21 protein-coding genes are annotated in these 17,700 nt (G+C 62.4%); 9 read left to right on the top strand and 12 right to left on the bottom strand.

The genetic code is table 11. The annotated features are described in order from the left end of the window. The first annotated feature begins 187 nt into the window (after positions 1-187). Positions 188-634, top strand: coding sequence for a hypothetical protein (locus GRX03_RS15325; RefSeq protein WP_159765155.1), 447 nt, complete (start codon positions 188-190; stop codon positions 632-634). Between the two features lie 191 nt (positions 635-825). Here the strand turns inward: GRX03_RS15325 and GRX03_RS15320 are convergent, their stop codons facing one another. Beyond that, the gene (locus GRX03_RS15320) at positions 826-1,107 is read right to left on the bottom strand and encodes a winged helix-turn-helix domain-containing protein (RefSeq protein WP_159765153.1); all 282 of its coding nucleotides are present in this window, start codon (positions 1,105-1,107) and stop codon (positions 826-828) included. Positions 1,108-1,526: 419 nt separating this feature from the next. On the opposite strand from GRX03_RS15320, the gene GRX03_RS15315 reads away from it, so the two are divergent. Next, complete coding sequence (locus GRX03_RS15315) at positions 1,527-2,480, top strand: transcription initiation factor IIB (protein ID WP_159765151.1); 954 nt, start codon at positions 1,527-1,529, stop codon at positions 2,478-2,480. Between the two features lies 1 nt (position 2,481). Here GRX03_RS15315 and GRX03_RS15310 read toward each other — a convergent pair whose 3' ends face one another. Beyond that, positions 2,482-2,688, bottom strand: coding sequence for a hypothetical protein (locus tag GRX03_RS15310; protein ID WP_159765149.1), 207 nt, complete (start codon positions 2,686-2,688; stop codon positions 2,482-2,484). A 432-nt stretch (positions 2,689-3,120) separates the two neighbouring features. Here GRX03_RS15310 and GRX03_RS15305 point away from each other — a divergent pair, with 432 nt between their 5' ends. Beyond that, positions 3,121-3,450 carry a HalOD1 output domain-containing protein gene (locus GRX03_RS15305; RefSeq protein WP_159765147.1) on the top strand — a complete coding sequence of 110 codons (330 nt, stop codon included), beginning with the start codon at positions 3,121-3,123 and terminating at the stop codon, positions 3,448-3,450. A gap of 1 nt (position 3,451) precedes the next feature. Here the strand turns inward: GRX03_RS15305 and GRX03_RS15300 are convergent, their stop codons facing one another. Beyond that, positions 3,452-3,832 (bottom strand): hypothetical protein, encoded by a 381-nt coding sequence (locus GRX03_RS15300; protein WP_159765145.1) that lies wholly within the window; start codon positions 3,830-3,832, stop codon positions 3,452-3,454. A 241-nt stretch (positions 3,833-4,073) separates the two neighbouring features. On the opposite strand from GRX03_RS15300, the gene GRX03_RS15295 reads away from it, so the two are divergent. Continuing rightward, on the top strand, positions 4,074-4,253 hold the full coding sequence (locus GRX03_RS15295) for a DUF7511 domain-containing protein (protein WP_159765143.1): 180 nt from the start codon (positions 4,074-4,076) through the stop codon (positions 4,251-4,253). Positions 4,254-4,352: 99 nt separating this feature from the next. On the opposite strand, the gene GRX03_RS15290 is transcribed toward GRX03_RS15295, so the two are convergent. Further along, positions 4,353-4,769 carry a DUF7344 domain-containing protein gene (locus GRX03_RS15290; RefSeq protein ID WP_159765141.1) on the bottom strand — a complete coding sequence of 139 codons (417 nt, stop codon included), beginning with the start codon at positions 4,767-4,769 and terminating at the stop codon, positions 4,353-4,355. Positions 4,770-5,141: 372 nt separating this feature from the next. Between GRX03_RS15290 and GRX03_RS15285 the strand changes: the two genes are divergently transcribed. Then, positions 5,142-5,711 (top strand): DUF7344 domain-containing protein, encoded by a 570-nt coding sequence (locus tag GRX03_RS15285; protein ID WP_159765139.1) that lies wholly within the window; start codon positions 5,142-5,144, stop codon positions 5,709-5,711. Between the two features lie 113 nt (positions 5,712-5,824). After that, positions 5,825-6,382: an HTH domain-containing protein gene (locus tag GRX03_RS15280; RefSeq protein ID WP_368278558.1), complete on the top strand. Its 558-nt coding sequence runs from the start codon at positions 5,825-5,827 to the stop codon at positions 6,380-6,382. A gap of 2 nt (positions 6,383-6,384) precedes the next feature. Here the strand turns inward: GRX03_RS15280 and GRX03_RS15275 are convergent, their stop codons facing one another. The 3 genes from GRX03_RS15275 to GRX03_RS15265 all read right to left on the bottom strand — a co-directional run bounded on the left by GRX03_RS15275 (position 6,385) and on the right by GRX03_RS15265 (position 8,728). After that, on the bottom strand, positions 6,385-6,849 hold the full coding sequence (locus GRX03_RS15275) for a DUF7344 domain-containing protein (protein ID WP_159765135.1): 465 nt from the start codon (positions 6,847-6,849) through the stop codon (positions 6,385-6,387). A 446-nt stretch (positions 6,850-7,295) separates the two neighbouring features. Then, positions 7,296-7,619, bottom strand: coding sequence for a DoxX family protein (locus GRX03_RS15270; RefSeq protein WP_159765283.1), 324 nt, complete (start codon positions 7,617-7,619; stop codon positions 7,296-7,298). A 56-nt stretch (positions 7,620-7,675) separates the two neighbouring features. Then, positions 7,676-8,728: a WD40/YVTN/BNR-like repeat-containing protein gene (locus tag GRX03_RS15265; RefSeq protein WP_159765133.1), complete on the bottom strand. Its 1,053-nt coding sequence runs from the start codon at positions 8,726-8,728 to the stop codon at positions 7,676-7,678. Between the two features lie 99 nt (positions 8,729-8,827). Between GRX03_RS15265 and GRX03_RS15260 the strand changes: the two genes are divergently transcribed. Beyond that, the gene (locus GRX03_RS15260; RefSeq protein WP_159765131.1) at positions 8,828-9,826 is read left to right on the top strand and encodes a TatD family hydrolase; all 999 of its coding nucleotides are present in this window, start codon (positions 8,828-8,830) and stop codon (positions 9,824-9,826) included. Between the two features lie 140 nt (positions 9,827-9,966). Here the strand turns inward: GRX03_RS15260 and GRX03_RS15255 are convergent, their stop codons facing one another. Together GRX03_RS15255 and GRX03_RS15250 are read right to left on the bottom strand one after the other, a co-directional pair. Beyond that, complete coding sequence (locus GRX03_RS15255; RefSeq protein ID WP_159765129.1) at positions 9,967-10,851, bottom strand: fumarylacetoacetate hydrolase family protein; 885 nt, start codon at positions 10,849-10,851, stop codon at positions 9,967-9,969. Between the two features lie 27 nt (positions 10,852-10,878). Then, positions 10,879-12,234, bottom strand: a complete 1,356-nt coding sequence (locus tag GRX03_RS15250) for an amidohydrolase family protein (RefSeq protein WP_159765127.1) — start codon at positions 12,232-12,234, stop codon at positions 10,879-10,881. Positions 12,235-12,337: 103 nt separating this feature from the next. Here GRX03_RS15250 and GRX03_RS15245 point away from each other — a divergent pair, with 103 nt between their 5' ends. Further along, positions 12,338-12,949 carry a TetR/AcrR family transcriptional regulator gene (locus GRX03_RS15245; protein WP_159765125.1) on the top strand — a complete coding sequence of 204 codons (612 nt, stop codon included), beginning with the start codon at positions 12,338-12,340 and terminating at the stop codon, positions 12,947-12,949. Between the two features lies 1 nt (position 12,950). On the opposite strand, the gene GRX03_RS15240 is transcribed toward GRX03_RS15245, so the two are convergent. Genes GRX03_RS15240 through GRX03_RS15230 form a run of 3 tightly spaced genes read right to left on the bottom strand, consistent with a single transcriptional unit; the run spans position 12,951 to position 15,627 of the window. After that, entirely contained in the window at positions 12,951-13,289 is a 339-nt protein-coding gene (locus tag GRX03_RS15240; RefSeq protein ID WP_159765123.1) for a Zn-ribbon domain-containing OB-fold protein, read from the bottom strand. Continuing rightward, positions 13,286-14,422: a thiolase C-terminal domain-containing protein gene (locus tag GRX03_RS15235; protein WP_368278576.1), complete on the bottom strand. Its 1,137-nt coding sequence runs from the start codon at positions 14,420-14,422 to the stop codon at positions 13,286-13,288. The genes GRX03_RS15240 and GRX03_RS15235 overlap by 4 nt, the downstream gene beginning before the upstream one ends. Next, on the bottom strand, positions 14,416-15,627 hold the full coding sequence (locus GRX03_RS15230; RefSeq protein WP_159765119.1) for a CaiB/BaiF CoA transferase family protein: 1,212 nt from the start codon (positions 15,625-15,627) through the stop codon (positions 14,416-14,418). The genes GRX03_RS15235 and GRX03_RS15230 overlap by 7 nt, the downstream gene beginning before the upstream one ends. 218 nt (positions 15,628-15,845) lie before the next feature. On the opposite strand from GRX03_RS15230, the gene GRX03_RS15225 reads away from it, so the two are divergent. Further along, positions 15,846-17,612 carry an ATP-binding protein gene (locus tag GRX03_RS15225; protein WP_159765117.1) on the top strand — a complete coding sequence of 589 codons (1,767 nt, stop codon included), beginning with the start codon at positions 15,846-15,848 and terminating at the stop codon, positions 17,610-17,612. Positions 17,613-17,700 lie beyond the last annotated feature (88 nt).

Below are 17,700 nucleotides of genomic sequence, written 5' to 3'. Positions count from 1 at the left end.
TGTTTCGGGCCGGAGACACTGCGCTAACCGGGACACCTTCTCGAGCGGTTGCTAGTACGGTTTCTGCGCGCAGATCGGATGTCTGAACGGTTCAACGTCCGCGAGTGTGGGAGACGCGTGTCCCGATATGTAGTTCCGAAGATAGGCTAAAGAAAACAGAGAAGCTTGGCGAAATAATTAGTGCAATATGATCACTTTCGGTCTGCGAGAGATTACCGCGCCCGACGACTGGGAGTCGGTGACCGCTGGGATGGCCCCCGACGGCGTCGCCTTCGATGTGGAAATCAGGGGCGAGACGTGTGCCCATCGGACATCCCTGACGAATCTCATCGGATTGTATCTGTGTGTGAGAGAGGGAGATAGGAGTGCCTGCGAGCAGTGCCCGTACGATATCGATATCGTAGGAGCAGATCAGGTGCGACTGAACGACAATTACATGCTTGACCTCGAGAGCGAGAACATCACTCTAGACCGCAGCGATGTGGTAGCGGCTCTCGAACCGTTCGTAACGGAAATTTGTCGACAATTAGACCGGCAGAGTACGGCAGAGGAGCGGGAGGCGGGATTAGAGTACTTGCAGTCGGTCTTTGACTTCGATGCGGCACAGTTCCACCGGGAACACACGGGCAGATGACCGGGGATGGGAGTGCTGTTCGGACCGAGGTGGGGGAGCCATCAAAACCTCATCCCACACTCCTGCGGACAGGGAGTGATACACTCCTGCCAGCATACATACTGTCAGTCGGGTCTCCGAACCGAACTGCTGTACGACCGACTACTGCAAAAGATCGGAGCGCGGTAGCGCGTCTTCGTCCGTGATCCCCCTCACTCGGTCGCGAGGTCTTCAGATTCGATCGTCTCCCACAGCGCCTCCCCGTCGTCGGTGAGCCCGTACACGCGTCCTTTCTTGCGGTCGTCGGCGACCAGTAGCTCGACGAGCGAGCGCTCCCGAAGATCCTGCAACGCCCTGGAGACGTGTGCGATCCCGACATCCTCGTCGGTCGCGATCTGCGAGGGCGTAGCAGGGCCGACCGAGAGCCGTCGGAGCGCGATGACCCGATACCGCGAACTGATGATGAAGCCGATTTCGTCCCAGTCTGTGCTCATGGTTTGTCCTCGACACGTGCGCCGTCCGTACCGTACGAGCGTGTTAGATTCATTCAGTTCTAAATTATTCGTCGGTAGCTCCGGATATATCTATTGTGTCTGTTCATATTTTAGCCCAAATTTAAGCATATGTTATCAAGAATAGCCGAAGGTTATACTGGTCGTAAACGGTGATCGGCCGAGCCGGTGGCGGGCGAACAGCGCCCAGCATGCCCGGAGGGCGGCCCGAGGCCCAACCAGCGCGGGGACGCGGCAGGGCGGTCACGTCGGTGACGGCCGAGAAACGGCGTCGCTCGGGTGAACCGCGAGGTATGTAGGGTATAACAATACCGAAAGCTACCGACGATCCGATATGGACTGCAGCGGGGACAGCGACCGACCCACGGATCAGAACGAGCCACCGGCTCGAGTGACCCGAAATGAGCGGTGAGCACGTCTACACGGACACGAGAGCCGAGACGACACAGGAACCGGGCGATTCCTGTCCCGAATGCGGGAGTTCGGCGACCCGGTCGGACGACGTTCGGGGGGAGGTAGTCTGCGAGGACTGTGGCTGTGTGCTGCGAAACAGGATGATCGACACCGGCGCGGAGTGGTCGGCGTTCACCCACGAGGAGAACCAGCAGAAATCTCGCGTCGGGTCACCGATGACACAGATGCTCCACGACAGGGGCCTGACGACGAAAATCCACTGGAAGGACCGGGACGCGCAGGGAAAGCCGCTGGCACCGCGGAAGAAAGAGACAATGAAACGGCTCCGGACCTGGCAGAAACGCGTCCGGATTAGCAAAGCCGGCGAACGAAACCTGCAGCTCGCACTCAGTGAGATAAACCGGATGGCGAGTGCGCTGGGCGTGCCCGAACAGGTCAGCGAACAGGCGTCGATGATCTACCGGGATGCGCTCGACCGGAACCTCGTCCAGGGACGGTCAATCGAGGGGGTCGCCTGCGGCGCGCTGTATATCGCCTGCCGAAAACAGGAGATTCCGCGCAGTCTCGACGAGTTCGCGGGAGTGGCGCGGGTCGACCGCAACGAGATCGCGCGCACGTATCGGTGTATAATGGCCGAGCAGGATCTGGAGATGGAGCCGATTCACCCGAAGCAGTTCGTTCCACGGTTCTGCTCCGAGCTCGAAACCGGCCGTGAGATCCAGCGCCGGGCAATCGAGATCCTCGAACGGTCCGGTGAGGAGGGACTCCACTCCGGCAAGTCACCGACCGGGCTCGCAGGTGCGGCCATCTACATCGCCGGAATGCTCTGTGGAGACCGCTGTACACAGTCGGAGATCGCCTCGGTCGCACAGGTGACCGAGGTGACGATCCGGAACCGGTACCAGGAGCAACTCGCAGTCGTCGACGAGGTCGAACAGTAGTTCACCGTCGCGTGTCCAGATCCACCAGCGAGTCCGCGTCCGCGATGACGAACGCCGCGTCGGCAAGCGCCGTTTCGTCGTCGGGGAGCAGAACAACCTGGTCGGTGTCTTCGAGCGTCTCGAAACACTCCCACTCGGTGAACTGATAGCCGAGGTCGGCCTCGTCGTCGGGGTCCGTCGCGAGCGACTTCCAGTCCGACTCGGTCATCTGACTCCCGTCAGGCCTGTCAACCGCAGAGCCAGGCTGTCTGGGACTGTCGCCGTTATCTGTCATCTAATCGCCCCCGCCATGACATCCATCCAATGCACAATTCAGTAGCAAGTACCTACTGTATTAACCCTTGTGACGGGTTCACTGATATCGCATACACATTTTGAGCGAGTTACTTGCAAGGTGATCTCCATATAGTTACGTGACAGAGAGTAGTGTAATTCGTCCAAACAGTCGGCAGACCGCTCAGCGGGGCAAATCTGTGAGTGAAGTAATAGAAACTTACTGGCCTAAGAGCCCCTTACCGCCGGTTTCTGCCGGGAGTTCGGGAGCTGGGTGTCTCGTATCCCAGTTTCAGAGTTAAAAATAGGGATCCGTGCTCTCACTGTGCTCGCCGAGCCACAACGCTCTTTTTCGTACAACTAGAATATGAAAAGAGAAACGCCCATGGTGGGGGCTCGAAGGGACGTGAACGGCGACGAACTTCCCGGAGAGAGGACTACCAAGTGTGAGTTTGATTGGAACAACGACGGGGGGGCACCAGTTGCCGTCGTGGAGACGGTCGCGTCGGTGACCGAACAGTGTCCGACAGAGATGGAGCCGTTGTCGAGGGTCATCGACACCGACGCGCTCGACGAACTGTTCGCATCGACTCGTTCGACCCCACGGAAGACGGGGTATATCCAGTTTCAGTATCAGGGATGTTACGTGCGGGTCTCGGCGGAGGGGACCGTCTACGTGAGTTTACCGGCTGAATAGCTCAGGCGACGACCGAGAGAATCAGCACCGAGTTGACGACGGCAGCGATTGCTGACGGGACCGCCAGCGCGAGCGGCACGAGCGGCCTGACAGGTGCCGGAACGAGCACGCGACAGCAGAGACCGACGAGAAGCGCCGCAAACTTCAGTCCGTACAGCCCCAGCGCACCGGCGCCAGCGAGAGCCGCCCTCGCGACCGGATTGCGCTCCTCCAGTCCGAGGGCGAGCCCGTTGATTGTCAGGGTTACGTCGATCAGCATCACGGCGACCGTACAGAGCCACAGGTTGCGTTCTCGCGAGCGGAGCCAGAGAGGAAAACGGCCGTCGCCACCGCTCGACGCGGCAACGTCGGCCGATCGCGAGAGCAGCTGGCGAAGCGACATGGTCGAGCCCACGGCAGTGCCGGGTTGGCCCGACGGGGGTCGGGTGTCACTCACCCGGCGACGTGACCGTCGACCGACTGGCCCTTTGTTACACTCTACCTTCGGGTGGGAGCCGGGCGCGACGTTCGACCAGCGTGTGGCCGAGACGCCGATAGCGAGGCCAACTCAGTCCGTCGCGGACCCGGCTGCCGGGCAGTAAAGAGAGCATAACAACCACGGGAGCCCCCGGAGTCGGATGTGGATGTCGGAACAGATCAGACCCCGAGGTACCGAGTACGAACTCGACTCGCAGATCGAGTGTCGACGAAATCAGCCGGATCTCTGCACCATCTACCGGTCGGAACCGGACGAGATGCGGGAGATGTCGGGCTGGATCACGGCGAAAGGCGACGCCTTCGTCGATGCGCAAGCATACCGCTGAGTCACCTATCGGACTGTCGGTGATTCCAGAAAACACACCGAACTAATACGGTACGCCGTTCAGCAACCGGAAGCCGCGCCGTCGGCTCCCGGCGGATAGTTACCCCAGCAGTCGCTCGAAAACACTGCTGGGTTCCTCCGACCCGCCCTCCTCCTCGAAGTAAAGATACTCGAGCAGTCGGTCCGACCGCTCGGTGAGGTCGATGGTCCCTCGGTCGGAGTCGTAATCGATGACGCCGGCGTCGGCCATCTTCGGCAGATGGCACTGGTAAAGCCCGACGTACGCGCGCTTGCGCTGCTGCGAGGACAACTCCGCCGGCGTACAGTTACACTCCTGGCTCGCGATGTGTTCAGCGAGTTCGCCGAGTTGTACCGTTCCCTCCGCCGTGTCCAGATACAGCAGCACCGCCTGTCGGCGGTCCGCGCTCAGTAACTCGAACACTTCCGCCTTCGATAGCTGGTATTCACTCCCTGCTGGCTGATCCTCAGTTCGGTGTGTGTCAGTCGCCTGTGGCATTGATACACTGCGTAAGAAGACACCAGGTATATTAGTTAAACAGTCTTTATTTTGATCTAACAAATAAGAAACTGAGTCGGCGGAGCGGCCGGATCGACAGCCAGCGCGTTCACTCGGAGTGGGGAAACACTCCGTCGGTTGGTGTTTTTCGACATTTAGCGTGTTTCGGTGCCTATTGTTCCCGTTCTACCAAAGAATTATGTAGTAGGGAATGATTATTTTGTTTACGCTCGGCGGCGGCGTCCCAACGCGTGCGGGTCCACTCAGTAGCAGTTGACGGTGAGCGGAGAAGAACTGTCCAACCCGCTCTCCGTAGGTATTCGCCTGACGATCGAACGGCAAGCAGACACAGGGGCAGGGAAGTGACAAGGCATGAATAACGCGTATACCGAACGGTCAGGGACAAGTGACGACGAACGCGCAGATACGCGCGACTCCGACGGGAGCGACGGTTCGCTGTCGATCGACGAGCGGTTCGATATCCTCAAAAACGAGCGCCGGCGCATCGTTCTGGAGTATCTCGACGACGCCGGGGAGACCGTCGATGTCGACGAACTGGCCGACCACGTGACGGCCGTCGAGAACGACATCGATATCGACGCGATCACCTCCTCGCAGCGCAAGCGCGTGTACGTCGGACTCTACCAGTTTCACCTGCCGAAGATGTCGGAGATCGGAGTGATCGACTACGATTCCGACCGGGGTGAGGTATCGCTGACAGCGGTCGGCGAACGGCTGTACCACGACCACGAGTCCTCGGACCAACCGCAACGGCGGTGGTACCGGGCGTATCTCGCCCTCGGTGGCCTCGGGGTGGTCGCCGTTCTCGGCGCGGTCATCTCCCAGGCACACATCGCGGTGACGGGACTGTTCGCGGTGCAGACGGCCGCGCTGTTGCTCGTTTCGGCGTATCACAGACAGACAACAGCGGAAGACTCCTGAGTGGCTGTGGAGGTAGATCGAACTTATCCCCGATAGAGCGGGCTTATTGCCGATGAACGGTACTCGCGACTTATCTCATCACGGACAGAGATTCAACTGGGTGCCACGCCCGAATGACACAACCAAGCGGTCTCCGACGGGGGAGAGAGACATCACTTACGCAGTGGTGGAGCACACACGAGAACCGGCGGCGGCGGGCGGACGAACATCGAGTTCGGATGTTCGTCCGCTCGTTCGCGCCCGCACCTGGCCAACACGAGCGTCAACAGCGGCTGATCAGCGGATTGGAGTCTGCGGTGGGAGCATCACTCATCGACAGCTACGAGATCTCGATGCTGGGAGAGCGGCTCTGCTACTGCTGTCAGTGCCGTGAATCGTCCGGCGCGGACCGGCTCCGGGAGACGGTCGACCAGCTGCGCGGCTGGGAGGACGGGGGGCTGGCCGCCAGCGGGTTCGAGGAGCGAGACATCGATTCGGCCATCACCGACGAACAGTACCGCGTGATCGTTCCGCCGGAACTCACGCTCGGGGTCTATTTCGACGACACGCTCGCGGGGGTGTTTCCCTGCGAGGGCGAGGTTCACGTCTACCAGCCAGACACCTATCTCACGATGGGGCTCGATCAGTACGCAGAGGCGAGTCAGGACTCCGGAAAGGGAGTCACGTTCTGAGGCTACGAGTTGGAGAGTTCGGCTAACTGTTCGCACTGCATCAGCGCGATTTTGAGATACGGAGCAGCGAGTTTCGTCCGGTCGGTCGGTTGGATGAGCTGTCGCTCCATATTGTACGTGAGCAGTCCCTCCTCTTCGAGAAGGGGGAGGTGGGTATGGGTGAGTTTAACCGTCACTTTCCGGCGAAACTCCGGCCCCGAACCGCCGTCGGTGGACTCCACCACGTAATCGACAATTTCGCTCATCGTGACGTATCCCTCCGAGCGGAGGAGAAAGGTGAGGATATACCGCCGCCCCGGATGAGAAAGCGCCGAGAACAACGAGTCGATTACCCCCTCGCGTTCCGGAATCGGCGAGGTGATCGAACCGTCGACCAGCGTTCGGACGGCTGCCTGTTCGGCGTCAGTCATCAGCGCGTTCAGTTCGTTTCCGGTCGAGTCTGGGGATGTATCGTCGTGATTACTCATTGTTACCCGTTCGCCGCAGGTGCGTGACGCGTGTGGATTGGATGCGTCCCGCAAACGCTTCGAACGTACACTGTATTGTGAGCAACTTGAACGCTCTCACGGGATACGTACGTGTGCATGTCGGTTGGTTTGCGGTTGTTGCAACGTGCGTCTCGGATCCAGCGAACTGCGTGCAGGCTGGACCAGTCGACGACGAGCCTACTGATAGCAGATAGGCGGGAATTATTGTTATACAGAGGCTGTCGTCGCCTCCGCGAGAATGGCGAAATACGGTGCTTGGCCGCCGGCAGACGGCCCCAGTCCGAAAACAGGACGCCGAAGTCCGTCGGCGGCCGCGACTATCGTGGACTCCCTCGCCGCGGCGGCCGGTTCTGCCAGCATCGACGTGGGAACGAGGCAGATATCGAAGTACTCACGGCAAAAACAGCCGCCGCTCGAAAGCGTTCTCAGGCGTCGCTCGACTCCTCGGCCTGTTCGAGCAACACGATGGCTCCGCCGATCAGAGCGAGATTCTTGAGGAAGTTGATCTTGTTGCTCTGCCGTTGCTGGCCCTCCATCGTCCAGAAGTTGTGAATCGACGGCGTCGTGCCGAGGAAGAACACGATCAGCGCACCCGCGGAGGCCCGGGGGTACTTCCAGAGCAGGATCCCGAGATTCGCGACGAAGAGCATCCCCGTTACGAAGGGAACGAGCACCTCCGGGGCGGGGACTCCTTTCTCCTCGGCGACGGCGACGCGTTTGTCGTTGTTTTTGAAGCCATCGAGAGCCATGTACGCGAGGATCCCGCTGTACAGCGCCCGACCGAGCGCCGAGGGTGCGTCGTCGCTCACGACGATAGCACCTCGATTCGGCTGACGTTGGCCTCGATACGGCCGACGGTCTCGAACTCCTCGCCGTCGGTCTGGCGCATCAGTCGACCCTCTACGTCGTCGCGCTGGTCGGGCACGTCGAACAGTCCCGACCCGCAGATGATATCGCCGTCGTAGATATCCCACGTCTCGATGATCTCGTGTGGCTCGCCCGGATACGAGAGGCGCTCGAAGTCCCGACCGAAGTTCGTCGATTTGAACAGCGCGGCCTCGTGGTCGTCGTCGACCCAGGCGGGCGGGGCTTCCTCGCCGCCACAGAAGTACAGCGCGCCGTCGTGGACGAACACCCGGCGGATATACGAGAAGTCGTTGCCGCGGTCGATCCGCGTCCAGGACTCCCCCGCGTCGGTCGTCCGGTAGAGCCCTCCCTCACCGACCGCGTGGCCGAGACCGAGATTTTCGAGGTCGTGGTCGAGATACCCCGTCGCCGCGAGCCAGACATCCTCGGAGATGGGTAACACCTGGTGGATGTCGTCGATGATCGTGTCCCGGCGGTCGACCCAGGTCTGGCCGCCGTCGTTGCTCAGGTGGATCCCCCCGGCCTCGACGCCGGCGATCAGTTGGTCCGGCCGACCCGGAACGACCTCGAGCGCGCGCAGTCGTGCGTAGTGGGGATCGATGGGTGACTCCCAGTACCCCCGCGAGGGCAGTTCGCGAAAGCCTTTGAGTTCGTTCCAGGTCTCGCCGCCGTCGACCGACCGGAAGATGTAGGGGTCGTTCGTGCCGGCATAGAGTACGCCGTCGGCCGTCGCGAGAATCGACCAGACCTCGCTCTGACCGGCGTGCCAGAACCGGTCGCCGAGCGGGACGCCCAGGTCCGTCCACGTCTGCCCCCCGTCGAGCGAGCGATACGCGCCCGTCGAGGACGCGACGAACACCCCCTCGGTGTGCGGCCACGATTTGACTGCGGTGACGACCCCACAGTCCAGAACTTCCTCAGGTTCCCCCCGCTCGAACGGCACGTCTTCGACCCTGTACAGGCCGTCGTCTGTCCCGATTAACAGTGACATACGAATGTGTCTGGGACTGCCACCTACTAAAAATTTTACCAGGCTGTAAAACACTAAGTGCCAGGGGCTCCGACAGGGAGACATCCGGGGTGGATACAGATGACAGACTATCCGACCAGCCGACCGACAGACGCAGCGTATCTCGGCGAACAGCCGGAGCTACCACGGGAGCTGTTGAACCTGCCGTGGATCGACATCCACAACCACGCGCACACGCTCTCGTGGGAGGACCGCGAGCGGTACGCGCTCTCCGGCTGTCAGTCGATGATGATGGTCGCGTCGGGCTATCACTGGACGCCGTACAAGCCCGTCTCGGCCGACGACATTCGCTTCCTCTGGGACGACGCGATCAACCGCCGGGCGGCAATCGAGCGCAACCACTTCTTCGAGGCGAAACTCGGTCTGGGGGTCCACACGGGCGTCCGAATCGAGAACCCCGACGAACTGCTCGATGCGATGGCGGAGTACTGCGAGTTGCCGGAGGTCATCGCTATCGGTGAAACCGGCGTCACGCCGGGCCAGCACGTTGCGAGTTGGGACGTAGACAGCCAGCAGGCGGTCGTCCAGGCGCAGATGGAACTGGCCGACGAACACGACCTGCCGGTGTTGTTGCACACGCCGAACCAGTCCAGCGACGGCGGGCGGTCCTACCGGTCCGAACTCGCCGTCCCGGGCTACGAGAAGAACACGAGTCTCGGCGCCGATCCGGTGCTCGACGGCGACAATCCCGCTCTCGAATCCGTCAAACGCGACGTGGAGGCGATGCGAGACGCAGGCCTCGACGACCGGCAGGTCGTCGCCTCCCACGCCGACGACAACAACACCGAGTACCTCATGGAGGAGACCGAGTGCTATCTCAGCTACACTATCGGCCACTCCTGGCTGATCGGCGTGACCGCCGAGGACGTCGCCGACGCAATCGACGAGTACGGCCCGGAGCGGATCATGGTCGACACCGACTGTGCGAACGTGCTCCGGACCGACCCGTTCGCGCTGAAGCGTGCAATCTTCGAACTCTACCGGTACGGAATCGACGAGGACGCGATCCGACAGGTCGTCCTCGAAAACCCGCGAACGGTGTTCGACTTCGAGAGCTGAGGTTTGCGTCGCGATAGCAATTTTACTGCCGTCTGGCTGGGCAATACTGTCGAAGTTCAGTTCCGGAGTCGACACTGAGCGACAACAGCGTGTGGCGGCTACGAAAAAGGGAGTTTCGCGTCCGCGGCGTCGAGCGGCGGTCAGTCGTACGCGCACTCGTTCGTGAGTTCGCCGAGTTCCTCGATACCGACGGTCACGGTGTCGCCGTCTTCGAGCAACACCGGCGGTTCGCGGTAGACGCCGACGCCCGGCGGTGTGCCGGTGAAGAGTAGATCACCGGGCTTGAGAGTGAACGCCTGGCTGCAGAAGGAGACCAGGTCGTCGACACCGAAGATCAGGTTCTCCGTCGAGGACTCCTGGAGGCGCTCGCCGTTGACCTCCGTCCAGATGTCCAGATCGTGCGGGTCCGAGAGTTCGTCGGTCGTCACGAGTTCGGGACCGATCGGCGCGAACGAGTCGAGGCTCTTCCCGCGGACCCACTGGCCGTCGCCGTGCTGGAGGTCCCGGGCGGAGACGTCGTTGCCGATGAGGAAGCCGGCGACGTGATCGAGCGCCTCGTCGGGGTCGACCCGACGGGCCTCCTCGCCGATCACGGCGACCAGTTCGGCCTCGTAGTCGACCTGTTCGGTCAGGTCCGGGTCCCACGAAATCGTCTCGCCCGGACCCGTCACCGAGGTCGGGAACTTCGAGAACAACACCGGCTCGTCCGGAATCGGGTTGTCCCCCTCCTCGGCGTGATCGCGGTAGTTGAGACCGACGCAGACGACCTTCTCCGGGTCGGTCACCGGAGCGGCCCGGTCGACCACCGACGCGTCGTAGACGCCGACGCCGGTCTCCTCGGCGTACTCGACGGCCAGTTCGATCTTGCGCTCGTGTTCCCACTGTGCCAGTAGTTCCGTCATCGTTTCGCCGAGGTCGACGCCAGCCCCACTCCCTGCCTCCGAGAGGTTGATGACTGTCTCGTCTCGGCGTACGCCGCACCACGTTCCGGTCGTGTCCGCAGTCTCGTATTGTCCAAGTCTCATTTGCTGAAAGAGTTGTGCCGCAGCTACTTAGAAGTCTATTCCCGCCTCGTCGAGCAGCCGTTCGCCGGACTCGATGAACCGGTCGAACTCCTCGTCGACGAGCGGGTTCTGGAGCTGTCCGTCCCGTTTGACGACCTCGCCGTCGACCAGCACCGTGTCGATGTGAGAAGGATCAGACTGGAAGACGACGGTCTGGATCGGCGAGTGTGCGGGCGCAGTCATGAAGTCGTCCGTGTCGATCATGACGATATCTGCCCGTTTACCGGGCGTCAGCGTCCCGATTTCGTCCTCCAGGTTCAGCGCCTTCGCGCCCTCGATAGTCGCCATCTCCAGGGTCGCCCGGCAGTCGATACTCACCTCGTCGACCTCCTCGTCGCCTTCGAGAATCTTCTGGTTGTCGAACATGCGCTGGAGCTGGAGACCGATGCGCATCTGGCTGCCCATGTCTCCGCTGACGTTCGAGCAGACGTCGACGCCCCACGCCGGACGGCCGCCGGCTTCGAGCACCTTCTCCGTGACCGGAATCCCGTGACCCATCTGCATCTCGACCTCCGGCGTCGAGGAGAAGGAGACGCCCTGCTCGATAGCGTGGTCGATGTCCTCCTGCCGGAAGTGGTTGCCGTGGGCGACGTTCACGTCCGGCCCGAGCATGTCGTCGATTGCGCCGAAGCCCTGATACTCCTCGCCATAGACCGAGGACGGCCACAGCGCGGCGCCCATGTGGATGGTCGCGAGGGCGTCCATCTCCCGGGCCAGTTCCAGGTCGCTGCGGGCGGTCTCGTCGGTACAGAAGTCCGGGCCGCGAAGCCCCAGGGCGAGGCTGAGGCGGTCGTCGTCGCGGATCTTCTCCTCGTATAGCTCCCGGATGAGATCCTCCGGCAGACCCACATCGCTGTCGTACCACCACTTCGCCGCGTCGTCGCCCGGCGGGCCGTAGGTGTACACCGCGCGCAGTCCGGCGTCTTTGAGCGCGTCGACCGCGCGCTCGCCGTGTTCGAGCGAGTTGGGATACGACCAGTCGAGCGCCGTCGTCGTCCCCGTGTAGAGCTTCTCTAACCCCCCGAAGAGGCCGCCGAGATACATGTCCTCGGGCTGGTAGAGGCCGGTGATGTTGCCGAGCATGTGATCGAAGTACTCGCCCATGAGCGACCAGTCCCCGGCGATCCCCCTGACCTGGGTCTGCGCGAGGTGGATGTGCGAGTCCACGAAGCCCGGTACGACGATGTGGTCCTCCGCGTCGATTACCTCCGCGTCGGACGCGTCGAGATTGTGGCCGATCTCGACGATCTCCCCGTCTGCGATACGAATATCTCCCCCCGAAACTTGACCGACGTCCGGGTCAAGCGAGACGATAGTCCCGTTCTGTATGATTTTCTGTGTCATACACGAGCGTATAGTTTGACCAAAGAGTTAAAAATTTACTGCATGGTAAACAGCCGGCCGCGGAAGCACTCCTATTATGTTGGTGTCACTCCGAGTGTACGGCATGAGCGAATCTCGCGAGAAAGTCTCCTCGAAGGAGACCGAGGAGGTGATCATGGAGGCGACGTTCCGCGCGCTGAGCAAGCACGGTTACAAGGACCTCCGGATGCGCGATATCGGCGAGGAGATGGATCTCACCAGACAGGTCATCCACTACCACTTCGACGGGAAGTACGATCTGATGTCGTCGTTTCTGGAGTATATCATCGACCAGTACGAGGGTAGCGTCGAGGTAGCCGACGGCGCGGACCCGCGGACGGAACTCGACGCCAGGATCGATCAGTGCCTGTTCGGCCCCGACTTCGAGGAGTTCACCCACTGGGATCGGATGAAGGTCTACCACGAACTGTACACCTACGCGCAGAACGACGACGAACACCAGGCGATTTTCAACGACCACTACGAGCGCATCCGGGGCAGCATCGTCGAAGTGGTCGAGGAGGGAATCGAGGAAGGCGTCTTTCGGGACGTCGACGCCGAACAGATGGGGCAGTTGATAACCGACGTGATCCACGCCGCTCGGGGGCGACGGATCTCACTGGGTCACGAGGGCGCTCCCGAGGAGGCCAAGCAGGCCATCGACGAGTTCATCCTCGATTCGCTGTACGAGAACTGACCTACTGAGTCACTTTCCGGAGCCGTGGCCTCGTCTTGTCGTCGCCCTCCCGGAGTCGGTACTCGCCGGCGAACTCGACAGTATCGCCCGTGCTGACGCCGTCGTCGGCCAGTTGTGCGATGAGTTGAACGTCACCGAACCGGACGAGCGCGAGGTCGTTCGGCGAGCGAACGTCCGGTGGGGTCATCTCGACGGTGGTCCTCGAGAGCACCTCACCGCGGTCGAGTTCGGTCGTCCCGTACTCGTGACTGGCGCAGACTGGACAGTGGTGTTTGTCGTAATACCAGGTGGCTCCGCACTGCTCGCAGCGGAACGCCTCGTCGACGCGAACCCCGGTCATGCGCGGATCACCGTACAGACGCTGTTGTTCCCGAATCCGGCGACGTTGATCGCCAGTCCGGTGTCAGCCTCGGGGACCTGCCGGTCCGCGGAGGCCTCACCGCGCAGTTGCCAGACCACCTCGACGATCTGTGAGAGGCCGGTCGCCCCGAGCGGGTGCCCCCGAGCCTTCAGTCCGCCGCCCGGATTCACCGGAAACTCGCCGTCGACCGCAGTCTCGCCGTCGAGGGCCGCTTCCCACGCCGTGCCGGCGTCGTAAAAGCCCAGTTCCTCCAGTTCCAGGAGTTCGAGGATCGTGAAGGCGTCGTGAATACAGGCGAAGTCGATCTCTTTGGGAGTCAGTCCGGCCGCCTCGAAGGCCCGTTCGCCCGCGGTTCGGACGCTGTCGATCTCCAGCGGATCCCGGCGCTCGGCGACCGCGTGGGTTCCGGTCGCGCTCGTCGCCGCCGCGACGTCGACGGGGCCGTCCTCCGAGACGACGGCGGCGGCCGCCCCGTCGGTCATCGGACAGCAGTCGTACAGTCGGAGCGGATCGGCGACGACCGGCGAGGACAGCGCCTCCTCGACGGTGATCTCCTTCTGGAACTGCGCGAACTCGTTCGCCAGGCCGTTGCGGTGGTTCTTCGCGGCAACGGCTCCCAGGGCCTCCCGGGGAGCGTCGTACCGGTCGAGATACGCGCCGGCGGCGAGGCCGGCGAAGGAGGGTAGCGTCAGCCCCTGTGCGTACTCGCGGTCGTGGACGAGTTGGCTGATCGCGTCGGTCACCTCCTGGGTTTCGGCGACGGACATCTTCTCGACGCCGACGACGAGAGCGACCTCCGACTGGTCGCTACCGACGGCCTGGATCCCGCGGTGACACGCGCTCGCGCCGGTCGCACTGGTGTTTTCGACCCGGTCGACGGCGACGCCTTCCATCCCCAGTTCGGAGACCAGGGCGTTGCCGATCCCGGTCCCGGTTCCGAGCGCCTCGGTGAGCGCGTTGCCGACGTGGATCGAGGTCACCTCGTCGCTGTCGTGGTGGGAGTCCGCCAGCGCGCGCTCGGCCGCGACCGCGGCGAGTTCGAGCAGTCGGCGGTCGGACTCGCTCTCGAAGTCGGTCATCCCGACACCGGAGATTGCGACATCGGTCATGATTCTTCCTCACCGAAGACGCCCTCCGACTCCAGTGTATCGATCTCCGCTTCGGAGTAGCCCAACTCGCGGAACACCTCGCGGTTGTGTTCGCCCAGCAGCGGCGGGGCCGAGTCGAAGCCACTCTCGGCGTGGTTGTACCGCAGTGGGTGCTCGATGACGGGCACTTCCCCGAGTTCGGGGTGGTCGATCTCCGTGACGGTTCCCCGGGCCTCGATCTGTGGGTTGTTCAGCGCCTCCTCGACGTCGTAGACCGGGCCGGCTGGAACACCGGCATCCTCGGCGATGATCTCGATCCACTCGTCCGTGGTCTTCGCGGCGAGGGTGGACTCGATCTCCTCCTCGAGTTCGTCCAGGTGGTCGACACGGTCGGCGTTTTTCTCGAAGCGGTCGTCTTCGGGCAGGTCCGGGCGGTCCAGCGCCTCGCAGAGTTCACCCCAGAGCTTCTCGTTGAGGATGCAGATGTTGATGTAGCCGTCTTTGGTCTCGAAGGTCTGGTACGGCGCCAGGACCGGATCTTTCGTCCCCATCCGACGGGTCTCCTCGCCTGCGAAGACCATCCCGGCCTGCTTGGTCAGCCACGGCAGCGTCGCTTCGAGCATCCCGAGGTCGATGTACTCGCCCTCGCCGGTCTGTTCTCGGCGGTAGAGGGCGGTCATCGATCCGAACGCGGCCCACATCGCCGTGATGAGATCGGTCATCGGCAGGCCGACTTTCACGGGCTGTCGGCCCTCCTCGCCGGTGACGTCCATGATTCCGCTCATCCCCTGGATGAGCAGGTCGTAGCCGGATCGCTCGCGCCACGGGCCGGTCTGTCCGAACGCCGAGATGGCGAGATAGATCAGGTCGTCGTTGTACTCGGTCAGCGTCTCGTAGTCGACATCGAGTCGCTCGGCCGTCCCGGGCCGGAAGTTCTGGATGAAGATGTCCGCTTGCTCGACCAGTTCGTACAGCGCCTCCTTGGCCCGGTCGTTCTTTAGATCCAGTTCGAGGCTCTTCTTGCCGTAGTTCAGCGTCCAGTAGTACGGTGATTCGCCCTTGATGAACGGCGGCCCGGAGTGCCGGACCGCGTCACCGTAGCCGGGTTGTTCGATCTTGACCACCTCTGCCCCCTGGTTCGCGAGCATCGCGGAACAGAACCCCCCGGTGACGAACGTCGAGAGGTCGACGACTTTGATCCCCTCCAGAATCTTCCCCTGACTGCTCATCGCTCTCCCCCCGTCGGTTTGGCGGTTCGCTCCCCGCTGTGGGCGGTCCACACGTCGTGCCGTGTCTGTCCGTGCATGTGGCGCCCTTTGTTTTACCAAGTAGTAAAAGTACCGGCGTTCGTCCGGGGCTCTCGGTGTAACGAACTGTCGACGGTGATGGTAATTTTCTCACAATATCACAAGAATGATTGATTGTTAAAACGAACCAGGGAAACGAGATGGCAACGCCGCCGGTCGTGATCGATACGCTGGGCGTCGTGACGGGCCTGTCTGCGCTCGTCGTAGCGGCGTATACCCTCCGGTATCGCGGCCGGCCCGTCGCCAACGCGTTCGTCGGGGCCGCGCTGGCGCTCGTGCTCTGGGGCGGACTGATGATCGTACCCGGGACGTTCGGCATCCCCACTGATGGAACGGGGGTCGGGTGGCGACTGTTCAGGTTACTGCGGTTCGTCCTCGGCGCGACGGCGCCGATTCTCTTCTACGTGTACGTGCGGCTGTACACGGGGTACACGCAGTACAGCGAGTGGCAGACGCTCGGACGGCTGTTCGCCCCCGTGGCGGTTCTCGGGGTCGTACGGGTCTGGGGCGCGTCGTTCGTCACGGAGGAGATGGGGATAGCCACTGCCGTGCTGGGAGTCGTCGTGACCGGGTTTTACCTGTACGTGCTCGGGCTGTTACTGCTCGGAGCCTACCGGCTCGCTCGCCTCGCGAAGCGATACAAGCAGATGCCGGCCACACAGGCCGGCGCGCTCTGTCTCGGGATGGTCTCTCCGTACGTCATCGTCTTCGTAAATGGACTTACCGAACCGACCGAAAGCGGGGGGACCGTCAGTATTCTCCCGGTCGATATCACGTTCGTGGGGGTCGCTATCGCCGGTGGAGCCATCGCGTTTGCGGTGCGGTCGTACCCCCTGTTCAGACCGTTGCCCGACGCGGAGTACATCGCCCGCGACGAGGTTATCGAGAACCTCGCGGAAGGGGTCATCGTCCTGGACAGAGACGACCGAATCATCGACCTGAACGAGCGAGCCGAACGGATCTGTGAGGACAGCACGGAGTCGGTGATCGGGAAGCCGATCCAGACGATATCGGAGACGCTGGCAGCGGTCCCAACCGGGGCGACGAGACGGATCGACCTCCAGACGCCCGAGGGGTCGCGTCGGTTCGAGGTGACGACCTCGGCAGTCCGGAGCGGCGAGGACGAACCCGCCGGGAAGACGCTGCGGCTCCGCGACGTGACGGAGCAACAGACCCGAGAGCAACAGCTGCAGGTGCTCACGCGCGTCCTCCGGCACAATCTTCGGAACGAACTGGACGCGGCGCTGGCGTACACGAACGAGGTGGACGACGAGCGGATCAGCACACAGTTGCGCGAGCGGGTGAACAGGCTGGTCGAGATCAGCGACAAGGCTCGCGATGTCGAGGACGTGCTCTCGCGAGGGACCGAATCTCGCTCGATTGTCGATCTGACACAGACGATAACGGACGCAGCCAGCCGGATCGAATCCGAGTACGAGCACTGTCAACTCACGGTATCGACGCCCGAGACGGTCAGGGTCTTCGGGCACCCGGAGCTTCTGGACCGGCTTGTCTCCGAGTTGATCGAGAACGGAATCGAGCACAACGACAGCCCGTCTCCGGCGGTCGAGGTGACTGTCACGACAGCGGCCGACCGGACCGTCGAGATCGAAATCCGGGACAACGGCCCCGGCATTCCGGAACACGAACGGAGTGTGATCGAGTCGGGGGCAGAAACGGAGCTTCGTCACAGCACTGGACTCGGTCTCTGGCTCGCGAACTGGATCGCGGACAGCCTCGCCGGGGAGCTACTGTTTCCGGAGTCCGAGAGCGGAGGCGTTGTGATCGTGCGACTGTACTCGGCGCTGGTCGAGCGGGCTGACCACCCCGTCGACGGTATCACGGGAGCCACGGAGACTGACAGCGCCGAGCCCGAGACCGACGAACAGCAGATACCAGCCGAGTGAACGTCGACCGACAGACGGCCCCGTCGGAACTGTGTCTGGATAGCTAGATACTTCCGGGCCGCCGAGTCTGGATACCTAGCATCCACTA

Origin of the sequence: Halovenus carboxidivorans, from assembly GCF_009831575.1 — an archaeon.
Lineage (GTDB): Archaea > Halobacteriota > Halobacteria > Halobacteriales > Haloarculaceae > Halovenus > Halovenus carboxidivorans.
Note: the sequence above shows the minus strand (reverse complement) of the source record. Positions and strands in the feature narration are given on the sequence as shown.